Here is a 20,312-nt window from a genome sequence, read left to right as displayed (position 1 = left end):
TTCAACCGGGCTGTTACAGCCCTTTTTTCGCCAGCTCTTCTTTGAAGTTATCGCGGGTAATCAGCACCACATCGGTCACCGCAGTGAACTTCGGCGGCTCAACGCCCTTGGTGACCCAGTTGTAGAGCATTTCACTGGTTTTATAGCCATGGATGTCCGGGCTTGGCAGCAGGGAGCCATAGAAGCCGGTCGGCTGCGCCTTCGACAGTTCGTTGACAGCATCCACGCCGTTGATGCCAATACCAATCACATCCGGCGCTTTAAAGCCCTGCCCTTCTGTGGCACGCACGCCGCCAAGCACAGTGTTATCGTTCATCCCAACGATCAGCCAGTGTTTCACCTGCGGGTGCTGGACCAGCATTGAGTTACCGGCGTCAAACGCCCCCGGGATATCGTTAGATTTTGTCGGAACGCGGTAGATTTGCGCTTCCGGGAAGCCGGCCGCCTTCAGGGCATCGATGGAGCCGGTGGTGCGACGACGGGCGGTGTCCAGCTCATCGGCGGTGATGGCCATCACCGCAGTGTCTTTGACATCCCAGCCGCGTTTCTGCATTTCTTTATACAGCTCCTGTCCCTGGCGGGCGCCAATTTCGCTGGCCGCCATCATCACCAGCGGCACGCTCTCCATCGGTTTACCTTTGGCGTTGACGAACTGGTCATCGACGGTAATCACCTTCATGTCATAGCCGCGTGCTTTAGCGACTATCGCCGAGCCGAGCTTAGGATCGGGGGTACAGATGACAAAGCCCTTCGCGCCGCTGGCCGCCAGGCTATCGATGGCGTTCAGGGTTTTCTCACCATCCGGTACCGCTATTTTAATGACGTCAAAGCCTAAATCTTTTCCTGCTTTATCAGCAAATTTCCACTCGGTCTGGAACCATGGCTCTTCCGGCTGTTTCACCAGAAAACCTAATTTAAGGTTTTCCGCCATAGCTGATTGTGACATAACCGCTGCGAGACCAATGGCCGCCAGCGCTTTAGTAAATTTGTGCATGGTAAACTCCAGCTTTAATTCGCTTTCATGTAGGGAAAAATCGGAATTAACTTTTTTATCAGCATCAAAACAAGGCATTAGAAAAATCGCATCCCCTACTGCCGTTGTTAGAGTAGTAATACCCGGAAATTATTTCTCCATACGAGAGCATTATCACATCGCGGAATTACAGTAATTGCGTACATAGATTTAGCAAAAAAAGACATAAAAAAAGACATAATTGTCATACAATTTAACCAGTGAATAGCAGGATCATCTATACCACCAGCAGGCTTATCCTTGTTATGTCAGTGGGTGTTTAACAGAGGGTTACGGCACTGTTATAACCAGCGGCTAAGGGGATCGCAGCGGCGGTCGACTGCCCGCCGGCGCTGTTGTGCAACAGACGCGCGCCGCCAGTCCAGCGTCGGCCGTTTTATATCGCGATAAAACGGATCTTTTTCGTAATTTATTCCGAATTGATAAAAGATATTCCCGCTGCATAGAAAAGCCTGCAACAAAAAATAAAAATAATTATCATCACAACGAAACATTGCCCTCTGAAATAACTTATAGCTTTGACTTATACGATGAATCTCGTAGTCAAATATCTATAACTTATACCTGACACGCCGCACTCTTGACCCAGCCTGAGCCGCAATCCCACTGCATGTCGTCATGCAGGAATAATGGTGTAACAAAACGTAAATTATCCATCTTGAGAGTTTTCTTAATCGCATTCAGCGAGTATTCTTAAATTGTCGGCAAGTGGAAAAATTACCCGACTCATACGGAATGTGTAGAGTTTTATTATTCTGCAACAGTGCAGCGCGTCACTCTTTTATCCTGTTGTTTGCTCCAGGAATCGCTGACGCGCACCAGTAACCCCTTCCCGGTTAATAAGGATATTTTTATGGCAGTTCCAGGAATGGCACAAAAGCTAAACACCCAGATGAACCTTGAGTTCCACGCCTCTAACGTTTACCTGAACTTAAGTGAGTGGTGTGCCCGGCATCGCTTCGACGGCGCCGCGACATTTCTGCGCAACCGCGCGCAATGCAGCATCACCCTCACCATGCGCGTATTTGACTATCTGAAAAAAGCCGGCAACTGGCCGATAGTCAATCCCGACCGCGCCTGTAATCCCGAATGTACCTCGCTGGAAGATCTCTTTACCCAAACCCTGGTCGATTACCGCCAGCGGAGCAGTATGCTGAGCGGTCTCGCCGAGGAAGCCAAAGCGCAGAGCGATGACAACACCTGGCGTTTTCTGACCCGCCTGGCGGAAGAGCAGCAGCAGGATGGGCTGCTGCTGCAAAGCGTGCTCGAGGAAATTCGCAATGCCGACAAAGCCGGGATAGGTATGGAACAGACCGATCGCCGTCTGATGGCCCTCGTCGGAGCGTCACAGAACCCCCACTAATCAGACGCGCCGGGCCTTTCTCGCCCGGTCAGGGGGAGCGCGTTCGCGCTGCCCCGCCCTGTTTATTAATCCGTTCTTGCTATTCTCCCCTGCTATTTATTCCTCAAACGAATAAAAAAGTTTTAACTCGATCCCATTCCCTCGTCACCGTTACCCCTTAGGGGGGATTAGTGAGCGCGGTCACTTTTTGTTGGGTCATAAAGAAATATAAAAACAGTGTTTCAAAAATATAAAACACGAGGTTTATTTTTTTATGGCTAGATACACGGCTTCAGCCTCTGAAGGGCTGCAGGGAAGACCGATCTTGTTACGCCATCAGTTAGCCTACGGCGGCGGTAATCTGTTAGGGAGTGGCGCACTGGCGATAAGCGGAGCATGGCTACTCTATTTTTATACGACCTTTTGCGGCCTGACGCTGATCGAGGCCTCATTTATCTTCTCCGTCGCCAGCATCATCGACGCCATCAGCAACCCGCTGATGGGCTATCTGACGGATAATTTTGGCAAAACGCGGTTAGGCAAGCGCTTTGGACGTCGGCGCTTCTTTTTGCTGATCGGCATTCCTCTGATGCTGTTCTACCCGCTGCTATGGGTAGAGGGCCTGAGTTTCTGGTACTACCTGTGTACCTATGTGGTGTTTGAGATCATCTATACCTCCATCATGGTGCCCTATGAGACGCTGGCGACAGAGATGACCGATGATTTCTCGCTACGCTCAAAGCTCACCGGCTATAAAGCCATCTTCGGGAAGCTGGCCAACTTCCTCGCCGCGTTTATTCCCGGACAGTTCATTCTGCTGTACGGCAAAGATTCCGCCACCCCTTTCTTCCTCACCGGGCTGACCTATGGCGCGATCCTGATCGTCGCGATTACCTGCCTGTGGCTGTGCAGCTGGGAGCGCGAGCGTGCGGAAGCCGTGGATACCAGCGCGAAAAAGGGGCTGCTGAGCACCCTGCTGTCGCTGGCGAAAGACATGCGTTCCACCTTTTATCTGCGCGTGTTCCGCAAACATCTCGGTATGTACCTGTGCGGGTTTGGCGCGGAATGGCTGTTTGCCTCCATCTTCACCTATTTCGTGATATTCGTTCTGCAGCACGATCCGGCAATGGTGGCCGGGCTGAACAGCCTGAACTCGATTCTGCAGCTGATCTCCACCGCGCTGTTTATCGGCCTGTGTGTGAAAAAGGGCTTTAGCAAACCCTATATCCTCGCGCTGGGGATCGTGATTTTCGCAGTCCTGCTGTATACCTCGCTGTGGTTCTTCCATCTGCCGTCAGGCCTGGCGACAGTGCTGATGTTCGGTATTACCGTGCTGTTCGGCCTGGGGACCGGCGGGGTTTACTATATTCCCTGGACCGTTTACACCTTCCTCGCCGACGTCGACGAAATCTACACCGGACGCCGCCGGGAAGGCATCTATGCCGGCGCCATGACCTTTTCAGGGAAAATTCTGCGCTCGATTGTGGTGTTTTCGATGGGGGCCATCCTGAGCTTTTACGGTTTCCAGTCAAAAGCGCACAGCCAACCGGAAAGCGCCGTGACCGCCATCGCGGTGGTATTCTGCGTCGGTGTCGTCGCCTTAGCCCTGGCCGCCATCGTCTTCAGTAAGCAGATGAAACTGGACCGTAAAGCTCATCTGGTGGTTCTGCAGGAAGTCGCGCGGATTAAAGCTGGCGGTAAAATCAGTGATATTGCGCCGGAGGTGCGGGCAATCGTTGAGGATCTGGTTGGCCATCGCTACGAAGAGTGCTGGGGCAACAGCAAATTGTTTAAAACCGCTGAGCCTGCGCCAGTGCAGACCGTGGTTTCTCATTAAAGAAAAAGGCCCCGGCGGTAATCCGCGGGGCCGGTTATTAATGCGTTTCTTCCTGCGGGGTAAACTTCAGCTCAATCAGGGCAATCGCTTTTTGCACCGCGCGAAGCGTCACCGGGTCGGCAGAAGCCGGGTGGCTGGCGAAGTCGATGGCTTTCAGCTGACTGGTCATTTTTTCACGCACTTCCACCGGCGCGATGACGTCAATCACGTCGAGGATCTGCTTGATAACCAGCTGGCAGGCAACCACATCGGAAACCAGCTCGTCGTGTTCGGTAAGATGTTGAGACATTAATTACTCCTTTTTTCAGGAGCGTAATAGTACCCTAAATCGATAACGATAATAAAACCTGCCGCGGCAGGTTTTTTTCACCACCCGAGTGGCTGGCGGCGCCTCTGCTGCCGCTTTGCCGAGGATCCTCTTGATGGCAGCGACAACATGAACACCGCGATCTCTTCCGGTAACGAACGTGCCTTTTCAGCCCCGGCGCTGCTGGTGGCTGGCGCCTTTTTTATGGAGTTTCTCGACGGGACGGTGATCGCTACTGCCCTGCCCGACATGGCGAGAGATTTTGGCGTCACCGCCGTCGAGCTTAATATCGGCATCAGCGCCTATCTGATAACCCTCGCGGTGCTGATCCCGGCCAGCGGCTGGATCGCCGATCGCTTCGGCGCCCGGGCTATCTTCACCCTCGCTCTGGCCATTTTTACCCTTGCCTCGATCTTTTGCGGCCTCTCCAGCGACGTGCATACCTTTGTCGCCATGCGTATCCTGCAGGGGATCGGCGGCGCGCTGATGGTCCCCGTCGGCCGTCTGGCGGTACTGCGCACCACGCCGAAACACCTGCTGATCAAGGCCATCGCCACCCTCACCTGGCCTGCGCTGGTGGCCCCCATTATCGGCCCGCCTTTGGGAGGCTTTATTACCCGCTACGCCAGCTGGCACTGGATCTTCTTTATCAATGTCCCGCTGGGCGTTGCGGCGATTATCCTGTCGCTGCGCATCATTCCTGATATCCGCGAAACGGAGCGGCGCGCCTTCGATATGACAGGATTTATCACGACCGCGGTGGCGATGGTTAGCCTGGTCACGGCGATGGAACGGCTCGGCGATCGTCAGCCGCAGTTCTGGCCGACGCTGGCCCTCGCCGCGCTGGGCTTCGGCTGTCTGTTATATTCCATTCGTCATTTCCGCCGGGCGGCGGCGCCTATGGTTCGTCTCGACGCCCTGCAGGTGCCGACGTTCCGGGTGACGATGTACGGCGGCTCGCTGTTCCGGGCCTCCATCAGCGCGGTGCCCTTTCTGCTCCCCCTGCTGTTCCAGGTGGGGTTCGGTATGGATCCTTTTCACTCCGGCCTGCTGGTGCTGGCGGTATTTGTCGGCAATTTAACCATTAAACCCGCCACCACGCCGCTGATCCGCTGGCTGGGCTTTCGTCGCCTGCTGTTGATCAACGGCGCGCTGAACGTCTGTTCGCTGCTGGCATGCGCGCTGCTCACGCCGCAAACCCCGGTCTGGGCGATCATGCTGATCCTTTATCTCGGCGGGGTGTTTCGCTCTGTTCAGTTCACGGGCGTGAGCACGCTGGCCTTTGCCGATGTCCCCGCCGCGCAGATGAGCGATGCCAATACCCTGTTTAGTACCGCGTCGCAGCTGGCGGTGGGGCTGGGGATCACGCTTGGGGCGATCGGCATTCGCCTGGGGGAACAGGTCGGCGACTGGCTGCACCTTTCCGCCGTGCCGGGGATCAGCTTTCGCCTGGCGTTTGTGTTTATCGCGGTGATCTGTCTGGTGGGGATGATCGACAGCCTTCATCTGGCTAAAACGGCAGGCAGCAGCGTGTCGGCGAAGAAAACCTGAATGATGGAAGGGCCAGCGGCGCTGGCCCTGATAACGATTACCCGACGATCTGACGGACGAACGCTTCGATCGCTTTATCCTGGCAGTTTTCGAAGAAGCACTGCTGGAAGCGAGGGCCAGAGACCGCAGTTTTCACCAGCTCCGGATCGATGGCGCGCAGGGTGTCGAGATAATTTTCTTTGACTACCGCCGCTTTGACCTGGTTGAGGATCCCGGCATTACGCACCTGCGGTTCTTTGCGCTCCGGCGGATAGCCTTCGCCGTTACGACCGGTAAAGGCTTTTTCAAAGATAAAGCGCACATTCAGCTCGGCGCCCCAGCCGAAACCTTTGGCAAACGGCAGCGACAGCGCGTTACCGTTGTTGATCTGGGCAAACAGGAACGCGTCCGCCGGGTCGATACAGTAGCCGCAGACCACGCCAGGATGGATGTTCAGCGACATCAGCGCTCCCTGGCCGGTACCGCAGCCGGTGACCACGAAGTCGACCGCCTTCGAATTCAGCAGGATGCTGGCCATGATCCCGAGGTGAATATAGGTCAGATGATGATCGTTCTCATCGCTCATACCGACGTTAAAGACCGGAAATCCTTTTTCGTCGGCAACCGCGTTAAGCTCCTTGAGGATGATGGCGTTTTTGTTCGCTTGGCTGTTCTCCATCATCAGTGCAATCTTCATGGTTTACTCTCCTGAATGCTGTGCGGGCCTGCCCGCAGAATGTCATTGGCGTTGACTGCACTCTACTACCTGGAAAACAAACTTTCAAATTTTATGAAAAGTTGTTTTAAAAATTAAGCAGCGCTTCACACTTTCACCGCCTCTGCCGCTCAGGTTACCGTGTCGCCCCTCATCAGGACGACTCCGCCTGGCGCTCCCCACCAGGCAACCCGCAGAGGGCGTCGTTTCGCTTCCGCAAAAAACTAATAATAAATTAAAACTATTCTCATTTATTATTAAATTGCCAATGCGTGTTATTCCCATTAGCATTTTAAATAAAATATTTTTAAATTTACTTTTTGCAAATAATTAAATAACAAATTATAGTGGCAGCCGATAACATCTATTTTTTAATTCCAGGAGCGCGACGATGCTGAAAACGGAAATGATCGACAAACTGAATGAACAGATGAATCTTGAACTTTATTCTTCTCTTCTTTATCAGCAGATGAGCGCCTGGTGCAGTTACCATAGTTTTGAAGGGGCTGCGGCCTTCCTGCGTCGCCATGCCCAGGAAGAGATGACCCATATGCAGCGCCTGTTCGACTACCTGACCGACACCGGCAGCCTGCCGCGCATCAACGCCATCGCCTCCCCGTTTGCCGAGTATGCGTCACTGGATGAACTGTTCCGCCAGACCTATGAGCACGAGCAGCTGATCACGCAAAAAATTAATGAACTGGCGCACGCGGCTATGACCAGTCAGGATTACCCGACCTTTAATTTCCTGCAGTGGTATGTCGCCGAACAGCATGAAGAAGAGAAATTATTTAAATCGGTAATTGACAAACTGACCCTCGCCGGGAAAAGCGGTGAAGGTCTGTACTTTATCGACAAAGAGCTGGCCACTCTCGATACGCAGAATTAATTGCTCGCGCCGCGACGCTTCTCCGTCGCGGCATTTTTAATGCTGGCAAATCTTATTTTCTGCGGTGGTAAACCCTGTCGCTCTGGCAATAAATTTACCTTTTTGCTCTAAAAACGCCACCAGCTCCGCAGCGCTCAGATTTTCCGCCGAACAGGTATGAAAGCGCGCCTCTGCGCCAAAGCGACGGTGAATGGCCGCCTCCAGCGAAGCTGCCGTCCAGCACTCCCCCGACGCCAGCATCATCTGCAACACTTCATGACCATGAATAGAAGACATAACCCCTCCGGAAAAAACGTCAGCTTAGGCCAGACCGGCGGCCCGTGCCTTGCGCCAGCGCAGGCTTTCGCCCTTTCGAGTTCGTAAAGTTTTAATTACACTGCTTGTAACCCTGATTTGACGAAAGACGCAATATCCCCTACTCTGCGCGGCATAAATTATTGTGATTTGCTGTAGGGATAGCGAAAAGCGTGAAGAACCGCACTCTGGGCAGTATTTTAATCGTAGCCGGCACCACAATCGGTGCAGGAATGTTGGCAATGCCATTGGCCGCCGCAGGCGTCGGGTTTACCGTCACGCTGGGTTTACTTTTCACCCTGTGGGCATTGATGTGCTATACCGCCCTTTTGCTGCTGGAAGTCTACCAGCATGTCCCTGCCGATATGGGGCTCGGTTCTCTGGCGGCGCGCTATCTGGGCCGTTACGGACAGTGGATCACCGGGTTGTGCATGCTGTTTCTGTTATACGCCCTCACGGCGGCCTACATCAGTGGCGCCGGCGAATTACTCGCTTCCAGCCTCAACCAGTGGCTGGACTGGCAGCTGCCGCCGGCCGCAGGCGTACTGATCTTCACCCTGCTCGGCGGGGCGGTGGTGTGCATTGGCACCGCGCTGGTCGACCTGTTCAATCGCTTCCTGTTTAGCGCCAAAATCGTCTTCCTGGTGATTATGCTGGCCCTGCTGATGCCGCACATTCATCAGGTGAATCTCCTCACGCTGCCGGTTGAGCAAGGCCTGGCGCTGTCGGCCATTCCGGTGATCTTTACCTCCTTCGGCTTTCACGGCAGCGTGCCGAGCATCGTCAGCTATCTGGGGGGCGATATCCGTAAACTGCGTCGGGTGTTTATTATCGGCAGTTTTATTCCGCTGGTGGCCTATATTTTCTGGCAGCTGGCGACGCTGGGCAGTATTGACGCCCCAGCCTTTACCGCCCTGCTGGCGCAACATGCCGGTCTGAACGGTCTGCTGGAGGCGATCCGCGAAGTGGTAGCGTCACCGCACGTGGAGCTGGCAGTACACCTGTTTGCCGACCTTGCGCTGGCGACCTCCTTCCTCGGCGTCTCGCTCGGGCTGTTTGATTATCTGGCCGATATGTTTCAGCGCAAAAACAACGTCAGCGGGCGTCTGCAGAGCGGGATGATCACCTTTTTGCCGCCGCTGGCGTTCGCCCTGTTCTATCCCCGCGGCTTCGTCATGGCCCTGGGCTACGCCGGGGTGGCGTTGGCCGTTCTGGCCCTGATGTTACCGGCCATGCTGGTCATGAAGAGTCGCCGACTGCATCCGCAGGCCGCCTGGCGGGTGGCCGGCGGCGCCCCGGCGCTGTGGCTGGTCCTGCTGTGCGGGATCGGCATCGTGGCGATCCAGTTCTGCATCGTCGCCGGGCTGTTACCGGCGGTGGGATAAAAGAAGGGGCCAGCCGGCCCCTTTTTCATTTCGCTAAGCAACACTGCTTATACTTTTTACCGCTGCCGCACGGGCAGGGATCGTTACGTCCGACTTTCGCCTCATTTCTTACCGGCTGCGGGACCACCTCCGGCTGCGGATTCGCCATCCAGTACTGGTAAAGCGCCAGCGCCGCCGGGGTGATACGCTCGATACTGGCGATAAATTCATCCGCCGTCAGATTATCCAGCGCGGAAAACTGTTCTTCGCTACCGTGAAGCGCAATCGCCTCCAGCTCAGGCTGAAGTTCAGCGGGCAGCGTCGACCAGTCGCTCAGCGCCACGCCGCGCAGATAGCCAAAACACCACTCTTCAACGATGGTCAGTTCCTGACCTTCCGCTTCGCGGGTGCCGAACAGCGGTTCGAACTGATCGGGATAAGACTCGAGTCGTTCGGCGATATCGCTCATATGCTGCAGCGTCAGATTGACAAAGCGATCGCGCTCGCGGTCGTTGGCCCAGCGTGGCACATTATCTGCGCCACCCCAGATCGCCAACAGCCACTGGGCGGGTTCAATAGCGGTGGGCGCCGAGAGGATCGCCGTCAGCAGGCCATCCAGTTCAGAGACATCCAGAATAGCGCCTTCGGTAGCGTATTTCGCCAGCGTCTCGTCCAGCCATTCCAGTTCGTTTTCGTTTAAGGGTCCGGTATTCATTCACAGGCTCGCATGGTAAAAATCGGGCCTACAGTAGCCGAAATGCCGGCAGAAAGCCACCCGGCTGCGCCCATTGCGCCTGCGCCGACCCGACACAATCAGGCCAGCCCTTGTAGCGCCGCCGCCACGTCGCGACAGGCCTCCTCCCCTAACGGCAGCAAGGGGCGGGGAAGCGAGTCAGGGTCGCACAATCCCAGGATGGCCGCAGCGGCGGCGATCACCCGCAGGCTGCCGCCGTAGCGGTCAAAGCACCGCCAGAGGGGCGCCAGTTGCTTATTCAGCGCCGCCACCTGTTCCGCGTCGCCGTGACGGATGGCTTTTACCAGCGCCAGTGAGATCCGGGGAAAGAGTCCGCCGCAGACCGAGTACCAGACCTCACAGCCGGCCTGCAAGCCCGCTGTCGCCCGGACGTCACCGCTCACGCCAAGCGTGACGCCGCAAGGCAGATGACGACGCAGCGCCGCCACCCGTTCGCTGGCCTGTGGCGCGGGCAGACCGGGAATTTTAATCGAGGCGATGGCCGGTAAGGCGGCAATGCGCCCCTGCAGCTCATCCGATAACGTCACATGGGTGGTACGGGGATTGTCATACAGGCAAACCGGCACCGAGGCATGCCGGCAGACCTCCTCGTAAAAAGCATAGATCTCCTCCGCAAACAGCGGCTGATAGGACATCATCGGCAGGAGCAATGCATCCGCCCCGGCCTGCTGGGCATCTTCCACCAGCCGCAGCACCTCGCTGGTGGCGATGGCGCCGACGCCGACCATCATCGGGGTCGACCCGGCATGCGCCTTCGCCACCTGCACGACCCGCTTGCGCTGCTCACGACTGAGATAAGCGTAGCTGCCGGTTGAGCCTAAGATGCCCAGGGAGTCGACTCCGGCATCGGTAAGACGAGCAAGAATACGAATAAACGCTTTTTCATCGATATTTTGCTGATGCAGCGGCGTTAACGGAAATGCGCAAAGCCCTGTGAACATGATGCCTCCGGCAGGCAGGGAGAAGTGTCCGGACGATAGTAGCAGGGAGAGATCGTTTTGTCCTGGGACAAATGAGCGATTGCCGGTGACAATGGGGTGGTTCCCCACTACGGGGTGATCCCATTCGCGATATTGCCGCTTTCAGCCCAGACATCGATAGCCACCCGATTCTGCCGAGGATATTCAACGACGCCGTTCCCTGCAGTCGCTATTTTTGCTGCATTGCCAATCTTAAATCAATTTGCCATAAGACCGCATGATTGATGTTGTTATATATAAGCAGCAATTAAATAAGGTACCACTACGGCTTCAAATGGATAAAAAATGGCAGATGACAACCAGGAAAAATATCTAAAAATATGATTAATAAAGTCAACGTATAAAATATTACTGGGTCGACCTGGAGATCCTCACGCAACTTCTGACAAGCCGCTTGCAGAATCAACACAACTTCTTAACGCATCGCTGATAAACAGTGACGAGTTCAAGGGATTAACAACATCCAGAATGGCATTCGAGAATATGTGTCTCCCGCCACATTGTGTATCAGGGACGGAGACTCAAGAGCGGTTGGCTGTAAAGCACATTGTGTCGCCAGGAAGCCATTGTTTAACATCGCGGACACTGAAAAAATTCAATCTGAAAACACCACTCTGCCTTTTGACTGGATTTTTTCCTGCCCCGCGATGGTCATCGATTGCCTGAAGGACGATTTTCACCCATCGCGATCCCTCGAACCGTTTAGGCGTATTACGTCCGGGCAGTAAAGAGGTTCAGGAACATATTAATAAGCGCGGATGGCAAGCTTTTTGTCATTTGCTGCAGAGAAGAGATCAATCTTGTAAAGGTGCCCCCGGCATTAGTCGCCGAACTTGCTCAGCATACGACGAACTTCTATCTGTTAGCTTTTTCACTGCGGAAACCCTCTCATATTCAACTGGAGAGCATCGCTCCTGGGGACAATTATTCGCTATATCGTTTTACCCCTGAGTCTGAAGAAAAATTTACCGGCAAATTCCCCTCGCTTACGGATGAGATGGTATTTATATCGGCAGTACTTTCTTTCAACCTCGAACTATAGAGACGGTTTCAACGCCGGTCCGCTGTCTCGTCTTGTACCCAATCGCTTCCTCCCTGCTGGCCTGGGGGAGCGAGATCGTCCCGAACGCCTTATCCCCCACCCGTTAAGCCGATTATCCACCGCGACCCGGACCTGCTTCACTACGGTAAGCTTCTATGCCAGAAGTCTGTGCCAACCACAGACCTTGACTTCAAGCCTCTCCTTGCCCGGAGTCAGAACGCCATACCGTATCATCAGGCGCAGGCTTAACCAGTGACAATAATTCGGGTGTAGCGCAAGATGGACAAGAGAAACAGGATGACATGTCGTGATGAAGAGGGATTTAAAAACAAAAAAACCACCCGTAGGTGGTTTCACGACACTGCTTATTGCTTTGATTATTCTGCTTTTATCCCAATGGTACCCGGAGTGGGACTTGAACCCACACAGCGCGAACGCCGAGGGATTTTAAATCCCTTGTGTCTACCGATTCCACCATCCGGGCTCGGGATATAAAGTGGAGGCGCGTTCCGGAGTCGAACCGGACTAGACGGATTTGCAATCCGCTACATAACCGCTTTGCTAACGCGCCTTTGATACTGAAGCACCCGCCTATGCCGATGCTATTAATTTGGAGCGGGAAACGAGACTCGAACTCGCGACCCCGACCTTGGCAAGGTCGTGCTCTACCAACTGAGCTATTCCCGCATTATCAAGTTATTTGCTAATCACTTGATTTTGTTATCGTCTGGAAGACTGTGCCGCCGTTCGATGCGTTGCATTCTACTTATCTCTCGCGGTGAGTCAACGGTATTTTTCGTAACTTTGCATCGTTTGCTGAAAATAACGGCGAAACGATCACTGATCAAGCAAATCGCCGCGCGCCGCGTTCAAATATTGCAGCATCGACCACAGCGTCAGCACCGCCGCCACGAGGAAAAGCGCGATCCCTGCCCATTCCACCCACGGATAAGGACGCCACAGCATCCACACCAGGGCGGTCATCTGCGCGGTGGTTTTTACTTTGCCAATCCACGAGACCGCCACGCTGCTGCGTTTTCCCAACTCCGCCATCCACTCGCGCAGCGCGGAGATAATAATTTCCCGGGCAATCATCGTCGCCGCCGGCAGCGTGACCCACCAGGTGTGATAGTGCTCAGCGACCAGCACCATGGCGATAGCCACCATGACTTTATCGGCCACCGGATCGAGGAAGGCGCCGAACCGGGTACTCTGGTTCCAGCGACGGGCGAGGAAACCATCAAACCAGTCGGTCACAGCGGCAACAAAGAAAATCAGCGCGCAGGCAAACGGCGCCCAGCTAAAGGGCAGATAAAACGCCAGCACAAAGAACGGGATCAGGATGACGCGGAACAGAGTAAGCAACGTAGGGATATTAAATTGCATAGTGACGGGTAACTATCTGTTGTAAGTAAAAATTAGCCCTATGTTGCTACAGAGCCCCTAATGTTTCAACGAGTAGAAGATCTTTTCTGCCAGAGCGTGAGAGATGCCCGGTACTTTGGCAATTTCTTCGACGCTGGCCTGCTGCAGCCCCTGCAGTCCACCCATGTACTTCAGCAGCATCTGGCGACGCTTCGGCCCCACCCCCTCGATAGTCTCAAGCGAGCTGGTGTTCTTCACTTTCGCCCGTTTTTTGCGATGGCCGGAGATTGCATGATCATGCGATTCATCGCGGATATGCTGGATCACGTGCAGAGCCGGCGAATCCGGCGGCAGGCTAAACCCCTCGCCTTCCGGCTCAAAGAATAACGTTTCCAGGCCGGCTTTACGATCGCTACCTTTCGCCACGCCCAGCAGCAGCGGATGATGTTTATCCCAGGGGACGTCCAGCTCCGCAAACACCGCTTTCGCCTGCGCCAGCTGCCCCTTGCCGCCGTCTATCAGGATCACATCCGGAATCTTGTTGTCATCAATCGCTTTGCCATAGCGACGGCGCAGGACCTGATTCATCGCCGCGTAGTCATCGCCCGGGGTGATGCCGGCGATATTGTATCGCCGGTACTCCGCGCGCAGCGGACCATTGCTGTCAAATACCACGCAGGAGGCGACGGTCTGTTCGCCCATGGTGTGGCTGATATCAAAGCACTCCATCCGCTTCACCGCCGGCAGCTCCAGCACGGAGGCCAGCGCCTGCAGACGCTGATGAATGGTCGATTGCTGAGACAATTTGGTGGTTAACGCCGTCGCGGCATTGGTGCGCGCCAGCTTAAGATAACGCGCCCGGTCGCCGCGCGGCCTGGTCTGCACATGGATTCGACGCCCCGCCAGTTCTGACAGCGACTCGGCCAGCAGCGTCTTATCTCCGAGGTTAAAGTCGAGCAAAATTTCCCCCGGCAGCGTGCGCATCTGGCTGCCCTGCAGATAGAACTGGCCGACAAAGGTCTCGACGACCTCGCCCAGCTCGGTACCGCCCGGCACTTTCGGGAAGTAGCTGCGGCTGCCCAGTACTTTACCCTGGCGGATAAACAGTACATGGACGCAAGCCATGCCGGCATCGAAGGCAACCCCGATCACGTCAAGATCGTCGCCGGTGTTAGAGACAAACTGTTTCTCCGTCACGCGGCGGACGGCCTGAATCTGGTCGCGAATGCGCGCCGCCTCTTCAAACTCAAGGTTCTGGCTCGCCTTCTCCATCCGCGCGATGAGCTGAGTCAGCACCTGGTCATCTTTGCCGGCAAGAAACAGCCGCACATACTCCACCTGCTGAGCATACTCGTCTTCACTGACCAGCCCCGCCACGCACGGCCCGAGGCAGCGGCCAATCTGATACTGTAGACAGGGACGGGAGCGATTGCGGTAGACGCTGTTTTCACACTGACGGATGGGAAAGATCTTCTGCAGCAGCGCCAGGGTCTCGCGCACGGCATAGCCGTTGGGAAAAGGACCAAAATACTCGCCCTTCGCATGTTTGGCGCCACGATGCATCGCCAGACGCGGATGGGTATCGCCACTGAGGAAAATAAAAGGATACGACTTATCGTCGCGCAACAGCACGTTGTACCGCGGCTGGTACAGCTTGATATAGTTGTGCTCAAGCAGCAGCGCTTCCGTCTCGGTATGGGTGACGGTCACGTCGATTTGCGCGATCAGCGCCACCAGCGCTTCCGTTTTACGCGACGCGAGGTTGCTGCGGAAGTAGCTGCTGAGCCGCTTTTTCAAATCTTTGGCTTTGCCAACATAGATGACGGTTCCGCCAGCATCATACATCCGATACACACCGGGCTGGCTAGTTACCGTTTTCAGGAAAGCTTTTGCGTCAAAAACATCACTCACTGGCTTGCTAACGACTCCGCATTACACAGGCCATGGCGAATTGCCAGGTGGGTCAGCTCGACATCGCCATGAATGTTCAATTTGCTGAACATCCGATAGCGATAGCTGTTAACCGTTTTAGGACTCAGATTCAGCTGCTCTGAGATCTCATTCACCTTCTGACCTTTGGTGATCATCAGCATAATCTGCAATTCGCGTTCAGACAAACTGGCAAACGGCGATTCTGTTTTTTCCGGTTCAATCTGACTTAACGCCATTTGCTGAGCAATATCAGAGGCAATATAACGTTGCCCTGACGCGACGCAGCGAATCGCATTCACCACTTCCTGTGGCGCGGCGCCCTTACTGAGATAGCCGGCCGCCCCCGCCTGCATGACCTTGGCAGGTAAGGGATTCTCAGTATGCACGGTCAACATGATCACTTTCGTGCCCGCTACCGAGCGCGCAATTTTGCGCGTCGCTTCCAGACCCCCGATCCCGGGCATGTTCATGTCCATCAGGACGACATCGGCGGAATTAGCCCGGCACCACTTGACGGCGTCTTCGCCGCAGCAGGCTTCGCCAGCGACTTTAATCCCTTTTATATCTTCCAGAATGCGTCGTATCCCTGCGCGCACCAGTTCGTGGTCATCAACAAGAAGAACGTTGATCAAAGGAATAATCTCCAGAATGAGGGATAACGCTACTGATACTTTATCTCCCACATATTACCGGGTTTTATTGCTATTTTAAAAGGCAAAAAAATGCCCTCGCCTCGATTTGGCTCTCATTTATGGCAATGTCTGTGCACACTCAGTGGAAAGTCATTGCGAACAGTCGGTTGCACGAGTCTTATTTTTTAACAATCCCCATACAGAAGGCACAAAAAACACAACAGATTACGTAGCGCATAAATACGAAGCTAAATATGTAACAATTATTAACGTACTAAATAGATAGTGGCAGTTATTGGCCTGACGATGGCTATTACGTCTTATCTGAAGCATAAAACCATTCACAGCTCAGATGAGAGAACAGAAATTAAGCACTCCTTTTTTTTCTGTCGCTTGTGGTATACTGCGCGGCCTTCACATTGAGTAGAGCGCAATAGCGCAGCGAGTAAACGAGGATATCGATGAGCACACCAGATTTTTCCACTGCAGAAAATAATCAGGAACTGGCGCAGGAAGTCTCCTGCCTGAAAGCGATGATGACGCTGATGCTGCAGGCGATGGGCCAGGCAGATGCGGGTCGCGTGATTATTAAAATGGAAAAGCAGATCGCGCAGATGGAAGATGAGGCTCAGGCCGCCGTATTCTCCAGCACCGTTAAGCAAATTAAACAAGCTTATCGGCAGTAATCCTGTACCGGCTGAAAGTATGACTGACAGCCGGTATCACGTCTGGCACGCAGAACGGCAGGCGCCTTCAGATTAACCCTGTCGCCACAGCGTAACAGGCAATTTGCGTTTTATTCGGCGCGTTAAATTTCCGTTGCATATTCTTCTGATGGAAATTGACCGTATTTTCCGAAATCGAGAGAATCATCGCCACCTCCGCAGAGGTCTTTCCTTCCGCGGTCCATTTGAGGATCTCCAGTTCGCGCCGGCTGAATTTCATCTCCGGCGGCATCACCATCTCATCTTCAAGACGCAAGAGCGTCAGCAGGCTCAGCTCCGTCAGCGTTCGCAAGCGCAGCTCCAGCTCATCTTCAGCATAAGCGTTCGGCAAACGGTTGTTCGCGGAGACGGAGAGAAAACCCTGAGCATGATTCGGCAACGTCAGGCACTGTGTCACCCCTTTTTGCAGACCATGGTCGCGCGCGCCGTCCCATAACGCCTGCGCATCGCGAAACAGCCCATCTTCCCACGGCAGATGGCCACGCATAAAATTCTCCGGGCGTAATACGGGATCTATGGCGAAATAATTCTCTGCCTGGTAATGAGACATCCATGCGCGGGGATAGGTCGACTGAAACGTGACGCGGGGGCGAGTGAAAGGCACCGGGTGACGCACACAAAGCGTATAGAAATCATATTCCAGCGTTTCTGTTTCTCGTTGCAGGAGATTATAAACCTCCTGAGCGGCGGCCATGGACTGAAATTGATGCAGCATATCCCGCCGCCAGCTGAAAAAATCATTGTCCCTCATAGCTGTGCAAATAACTCCTGATTGATAATCATTATTATAAATACAGAAAACTAACACATAAATCTTATTTATATGTATAAAATATCGTAGCTGTCGCATTTATTAGCCTGAAGACTTGCCTTTTCCCAGTTCGCTGCGCTGAAACTAAGGCCCCTCCCTTCATTTTCTACACCCTACAAGGGGGGATGGGAAGCGGTGTATACGGCCAGGGGAGTAAATAGCACAAAGACGTGACGATGGGGTGTTACCCCAGCGTGGAATTGGGCTCATTGCGGCGGCTCACACGAAAGCGAGCCGCCGCGCCTGCGCCTGCTCTATTGCATCAGGAATTTTTCGAGGAACTGGCGGGTTCGCGGCTGCTGAGGCGAGGCGAACAGCGCTTTGGCCTCGCCTTGTTCAACGATGCGTCCCTGATCCATAAAAATCGCCCGATCGGCAACGTCGCGAGCGAAGCTCATTTCATGGGTCACGATAACCATGGTACGTTTCTCCTGCGCCAGCTGGCGGATGGTATTGAGCACCTCCCCTACCAGCTCGGGATCGAGAGCCGAGGTCGGTTCATCAAACAGGATCACGTCCGGACGCATGGCCAGCGCGCGGGCAATCGCGACCCGCTGCTGCTGCCCGCCAGAGAGGCGGCGCGGATAGCTGTTCTCTTTGCCGCTGAGGCCCACTTTCGCCAGCAGATCGCGCGCCCGCGCCATCGACTCCTGCTTGTCTTCACCTTTTACGATGACCGGCCCTTCAATGATGTTCTCCAGCACCGTCCGGTGGGGAAACAGGTTGAAGTTCTGGAAGACAAAGCCAACGTGCTGGCGCAGCCGACGGATAAGCCCTTTTTGCGGCCCGAGGCTGCGACCAGCGTCGATCGTCACATCGCCGACGCGGATAGTGCCGCTCTCCGGTTGCTCCAGCAGATTAATGCTGCGCAGCAGGGTGGTTTTACCCGAGCCGCTGGGGCCGATGATTGCCACCACTTCGCCTTCCTGCACCTCCAGGTCGATACCGTGGAGCACCGTCTGGCCATGGAATTTTTTCACCAGGCTTTTTACTTCAATCGCACTCATTTCGGATCACGCTCCTGGCGGTTCAGCTGGTTTTCAAAATAGTTCTGCAGCGAGGAGAGTACCGTCGCCATCACCCAGTAGATCAGAGAGGCGGCCAGATACATGGTGAAGACCTCCAGCGTACGCGAGGTGATAAGCTGCGCCTGACGGAACAGCTCCGGCACCTGGATCGTCGCCGCCAGCGAGGTATCTTTTACCAGGCTGATAAAACTGTTAGAGAGCGGCGGCAAAGCGACCCGCGCCGCCTGGGGTAAAATAGCCCGACGCATCGTCTGCCAGGGGGTCATACCGATACTGGCCGCCGCTTCCCATTGCCCTTTGTCAATCGAGGCGATGGCCGCGCGCAGGGTTTCCGCCGCGTAGGCCGCCGTGTTCAGCGATAAGCCGATCATCGCCGCCGGGATCGGGTCAAGCTCAATGCCAAACTGCGGCAAGCCGTAGTAGATCATAAACAGCTGAGCGATAAGCGGTGTCCCGCGAAAAATGGAGATATACATGCGCGCCAGCCATTTTACCGGCCAGAGGGTCGACATGCGCATCAGCGCCAGGATAAAGCCCAGCACCAGGCCGAAAAACATCCCGCCAATGCTCAGCTGCAGCGTAAAGACGGCGCCTTTCAGCAGAAAAGGCGCAGAATCGATGACCAGTTGAATACTTTCTTGCATGCTGTGGTTTCTGTATTAGAGGTGAGGATGATAGGCAAACAGCGCCGGCGCTCCGCCGGTATGGACGAACAAAATCGGCCCTTCATCCTTAAAGCGTTTCTGCGTAATGCCATCGATAAGTCCGGCCATCGCTTTGCCGGTATAAACCGGGTCGAGCAAAATACCTTCCAGTTGCGCCAGCAGCTTCACGGCGGCCATTCCTTCCTCATTTGGCGTCCCGTAGCCTGGGGCAAAGTAATCGTCCCACAGGATGATGTCGGCTTTCGCCTGCAGCTCAAGGCTGTTGGCCACGGCCTGCTGCAGCGCTACCACTTTCGGCAGCTGGTCGGCAACCGCGCGCGACACCGTCACCCCAATCAGTTCCGCCTGCGGCATCAGCTGTTCAAGGCCGACCGCCAGTCCGGCATGGGTGCCGGCGCTCCCGGAGGCGACCACCACCGACGAAATCTCCACCGCGTCTTCGCACTGCTGGGCGATTTCCAGCGCGCTTTCCACATAGCCTAGCGCCCCAAGGGCGTTTGAACCGCCGACCGGAATGACATACGGGCGGTACCCCTGCGCTTCGATACGGGTCGCCAGCTCTTCGAGCTGCGCAGCGGGATCGGTCAGGGCATCGCACATCTCAACCTGGGTATTAAACAGATCCAGCAGCAGGCGGTTGCCATTGCTCAGATAGTTCTCCGCACGGGTGCCGATGGGATTTTCCAGCAGCGCCACGCAGTGCAGGCCCAGTTTGGCGGCGACCGCCGCCGTCTGGCGCACATGGTTAGACTGGATCGCGCCGGCGGTAATTAAAGTATCCGCCCCTTCGCGCAGCGCATCGGCGGCGAGAAACTCCAGCTTGCGCAGTTTGTTTCCCCCCATCGCCAGCGGCGTCGTATCATCACGTTTGATAAATATTTCGCGCCCGAGGTGATCGGACAGACGCGGCAGATACTCCAGCGGCGTCGGCGCGCCGATCAATTCCAGACGCGGAAAGCGGGTTAAATTTTGCAGTGACATGGCCCCTCCTGACTCAGTTATGCTTCATTATGCACACAGTTACGCGCTAAATAAAAAAAGGCGCTTCCAGGAGCGCCTTTTTTCAC

The 20,312-nt window shown here is 55.0% G+C and carries 20 protein-coding genes, 3 tRNA genes and 1 pseudogene; 7 read left to right on the top strand and 17 right to left on the bottom strand.

Annotated elements, in window-relative coordinates; genetic code table 11:
• Positions 1 to 13 precede the first annotated feature (13 nt).
• Complete coding sequence (locus tag ACLH1I_RS02885) at positions 14 to 994, bottom strand: arabinose ABC transporter substrate-binding protein (RefSeq protein ID WP_004203441.1); 981 nt, start codon at positions 992 to 994, stop codon at positions 14 to 16.
• An 892-nt stretch (positions 995 to 1,886) separates the two neighbouring features.
• Between ACLH1I_RS02885 and ACLH1I_RS02880 the strand changes: the two genes are divergently transcribed.
• On the top strand, positions 1,887 to 2,396 hold the full coding sequence (locus tag ACLH1I_RS02880; RefSeq protein WP_048324866.1) for a non-heme ferritin-like protein: 510 nt from the start codon (positions 1,887 to 1,889) through the stop codon (positions 2,394 to 2,396).
• Between the two features lie 160 nt (positions 2,397 to 2,556).
• Here the strand turns inward: ACLH1I_RS02880 and ACLH1I_RS02875 are convergent.
• Positions 2,557 to 2,634, bottom strand: a pseudogene (locus ACLH1I_RS02875) (succinate dehydrogenase); the annotation flags it as partial.
• A gap of 66 nt (positions 2,635 to 2,700) precedes the next feature.
• Here ACLH1I_RS02875 and ACLH1I_RS02870 point away from each other — a divergent pair.
• Positions 2,701 to 4,212: an MFS transporter gene (locus tag ACLH1I_RS02870; RefSeq protein WP_004203444.1), complete on the top strand. Its 1,512-nt coding sequence runs from the start codon at positions 2,701 to 2,703 to the stop codon at positions 4,210 to 4,212.
• A 37-nt stretch (positions 4,213 to 4,249) separates the two neighbouring features.
• Here the strand turns inward: ACLH1I_RS02870 and ACLH1I_RS02865 are convergent, their stop codons facing one another.
• Positions 4,250 to 4,501: a DUF2766 family protein gene (locus ACLH1I_RS02865; RefSeq protein WP_004203448.1), complete on the bottom strand. Its 252-nt coding sequence runs from the start codon at positions 4,499 to 4,501 to the stop codon at positions 4,250 to 4,252.
• A 147-nt stretch (positions 4,502 to 4,648) separates the two neighbouring features.
• Between ACLH1I_RS02865 and ACLH1I_RS02860 the strand changes: the two genes are divergently transcribed.
• Positions 4,649 to 6,070, top strand: a complete 1,422-nt coding sequence (locus ACLH1I_RS02860) for an MFS transporter (RefSeq protein WP_094309041.1) — start codon at positions 4,649 to 4,651, stop codon at positions 6,068 to 6,070.
• Between the two features lie 37 nt (positions 6,071 to 6,107).
• Here the strand turns inward: ACLH1I_RS02860 and ACLH1I_RS02855 are convergent, their stop codons facing one another.
• Complete coding sequence (locus ACLH1I_RS02855; protein ID WP_004203450.1) at positions 6,108 to 6,746, bottom strand: RpiB/LacA/LacB family sugar-phosphate isomerase; 639 nt, start codon at positions 6,744 to 6,746, stop codon at positions 6,108 to 6,110.
• A 187-nt stretch (positions 6,747 to 6,933) separates the two neighbouring features.
• Here ACLH1I_RS02855 and ACLH1I_RS02850 point away from each other — a divergent pair, with 187 nt between their 5' ends.
• Positions 6,934 to 7,098, top strand: coding sequence for a hypothetical protein (locus ACLH1I_RS02850; protein WP_032456329.1), 165 nt, complete (start codon positions 6,934 to 6,936; stop codon positions 7,096 to 7,098).
• A 57-nt stretch (positions 7,099 to 7,155) separates the two neighbouring features.
• Positions 7,156 to 7,653: a non-heme ferritin gene (gene ftnA, locus ACLH1I_RS02845; protein WP_004203451.1), complete on the top strand. Its 498-nt coding sequence runs from the start codon at positions 7,156 to 7,158 to the stop codon at positions 7,651 to 7,653.
• 36 nt (positions 7,654 to 7,689) lie between these two features.
• Here the strand turns inward: ftnA and ACLH1I_RS02840 are convergent, their stop codons facing one another.
• Positions 7,690 to 7,929 (bottom strand): YecH family metal-binding protein, encoded by a 240-nt coding sequence (locus tag ACLH1I_RS02840; protein WP_004203452.1) that lies wholly within the window; start codon positions 7,927 to 7,929, stop codon positions 7,690 to 7,692.
• 191 nt (positions 7,930 to 8,120) lie between these two features.
• On the opposite strand from ACLH1I_RS02840, the gene tyrP reads away from it, so the two are divergent.
• Positions 8,121 to 9,332, top strand: coding sequence for a tyrosine transporter TyrP (gene tyrP / locus ACLH1I_RS02835; protein WP_004203453.1), 1,212 nt, complete (start codon positions 8,121 to 8,123; stop codon positions 9,330 to 9,332).
• Between the two features lie 25 nt (positions 9,333 to 9,357).
• Here tyrP and ACLH1I_RS02830 read toward each other — a convergent pair whose 3' ends face one another.
• The 8 genes from ACLH1I_RS02830 to uvrY form a co-directional block, all read right to left on the bottom strand.
• A complete protein-coding gene (locus tag ACLH1I_RS02830; protein WP_032456330.1) occupies positions 9,358 to 10,026 on the bottom strand; it encodes a YecA family protein in 669 nt (222 codons plus the stop codon).
• Positions 10,027 to 10,124: 98 nt separating this feature from the next.
• Complete coding sequence (locus ACLH1I_RS02825; RefSeq protein WP_017900232.1) at positions 10,125 to 11,006, bottom strand: dihydrodipicolinate synthase family protein; 882 nt, start codon at positions 11,004 to 11,006, stop codon at positions 10,125 to 10,127.
• Between the two features lie 1,478 nt (positions 11,007 to 12,484).
• Positions 12,485 to 12,571: transfer RNA gene (locus ACLH1I_RS02820), tRNA-Leu, on the bottom strand.
• Positions 12,572 to 12,584: 13 nt separating this feature from the next.
• Positions 12,585 to 12,658, bottom strand: a tRNA-Cys gene (locus tag ACLH1I_RS02815).
• A 40-nt stretch (positions 12,659 to 12,698) separates the two neighbouring features.
• Positions 12,699 to 12,774: transfer RNA gene (locus ACLH1I_RS02810), tRNA-Gly, on the bottom strand.
• Between the two features lie 150 nt (positions 12,775 to 12,924).
• Entirely contained in the window at positions 12,925 to 13,473 is a 549-nt protein-coding gene (gene pgsA, locus ACLH1I_RS02805; RefSeq protein ID WP_004141115.1) for a CDP-diacylglycerol--glycerol-3-phosphate 3-phosphatidyltransferase, read from the bottom strand.
• A gap of 57 nt (positions 13,474 to 13,530) precedes the next feature.
• A complete protein-coding gene (gene uvrC / locus ACLH1I_RS02800) occupies positions 13,531 to 15,363 on the bottom strand; it encodes an excinuclease ABC subunit UvrC (protein ID WP_004203456.1) in 1,833 nt (610 codons plus the stop codon).
• The gene (gene uvrY, locus ACLH1I_RS02795) at positions 15,360 to 16,016 is read right to left on the bottom strand and encodes a UvrY/SirA/GacA family response regulator transcription factor (protein WP_002911539.1); all 657 of its coding nucleotides are present in this window, start codon (positions 16,014 to 16,016) and stop codon (positions 15,360 to 15,362) included. Before uvrY ends, uvrC begins: the two co-directional genes overlap by 4 nt.
• A 461-nt stretch (positions 16,017 to 16,477) precedes the next feature.
• Here uvrY and ACLH1I_RS02790 point away from each other — a divergent pair, with 461 nt between their 5' ends.
• Positions 16,478 to 16,702 carry a DUF2594 family protein gene (locus ACLH1I_RS02790; RefSeq protein ID WP_004203457.1) on the top strand — a complete coding sequence of 75 codons (225 nt, stop codon included), beginning with the start codon at positions 16,478 to 16,480 and terminating at the stop codon, positions 16,700 to 16,702.
• A 67-nt stretch (positions 16,703 to 16,769) separates the two neighbouring features.
• Here the strand turns inward: ACLH1I_RS02790 and sdiA are convergent, their stop codons facing one another.
• The 4 genes from sdiA to dcyD form a co-directional block, all read right to left on the bottom strand.
• The gene (sdiA, locus tag ACLH1I_RS02785) at positions 16,770 to 17,492 is read right to left on the bottom strand and encodes a transcriptional regulator SdiA (protein ID WP_004203458.1); all 723 of its coding nucleotides are present in this window, start codon (positions 17,490 to 17,492) and stop codon (positions 16,770 to 16,772) included.
• A gap of 314 nt (positions 17,493 to 17,806) precedes the next feature.
• The gene (gene tcyN / locus ACLH1I_RS02780; protein WP_004203465.1) at positions 17,807 to 18,559 is read right to left on the bottom strand and encodes an L-cystine ABC transporter ATP-binding protein TcyN; all 753 of its coding nucleotides are present in this window, start codon (positions 18,557 to 18,559) and stop codon (positions 17,807 to 17,809) included.
• Positions 18,556 to 19,224: a cystine ABC transporter permease gene (gene tcyL / locus ACLH1I_RS02775; RefSeq protein WP_004203466.1), complete on the bottom strand. Its 669-nt coding sequence runs from the start codon at positions 19,222 to 19,224 to the stop codon at positions 18,556 to 18,558. The genes tcyN and tcyL overlap by 4 nt, the downstream gene beginning before the upstream one ends.
• A gap of 15 nt (positions 19,225 to 19,239) precedes the next feature.
• The gene (gene dcyD / locus ACLH1I_RS02770; RefSeq protein WP_151385234.1) at positions 19,240 to 20,226 is read right to left on the bottom strand and encodes a D-cysteine desulfhydrase; all 987 of its coding nucleotides are present in this window, start codon (positions 20,224 to 20,226) and stop codon (positions 19,240 to 19,242) included.
• Positions 20,227 to 20,312 lie beyond the last annotated feature (86 nt).

This window comes from Klebsiella sp. 1SOBk10mer (genome assembly GCF_046602535.1).
Taxonomy (GTDB): domain Bacteria; phylum Pseudomonadota; class Gammaproteobacteria; order Enterobacterales; family Enterobacteriaceae; genus Klebsiella; species Klebsiella quasipneumoniae.
The sequence above is the reverse complement of the archived record's forward strand: the minus strand, read 5'-3'. Positions and strand labels throughout refer to the sequence as shown.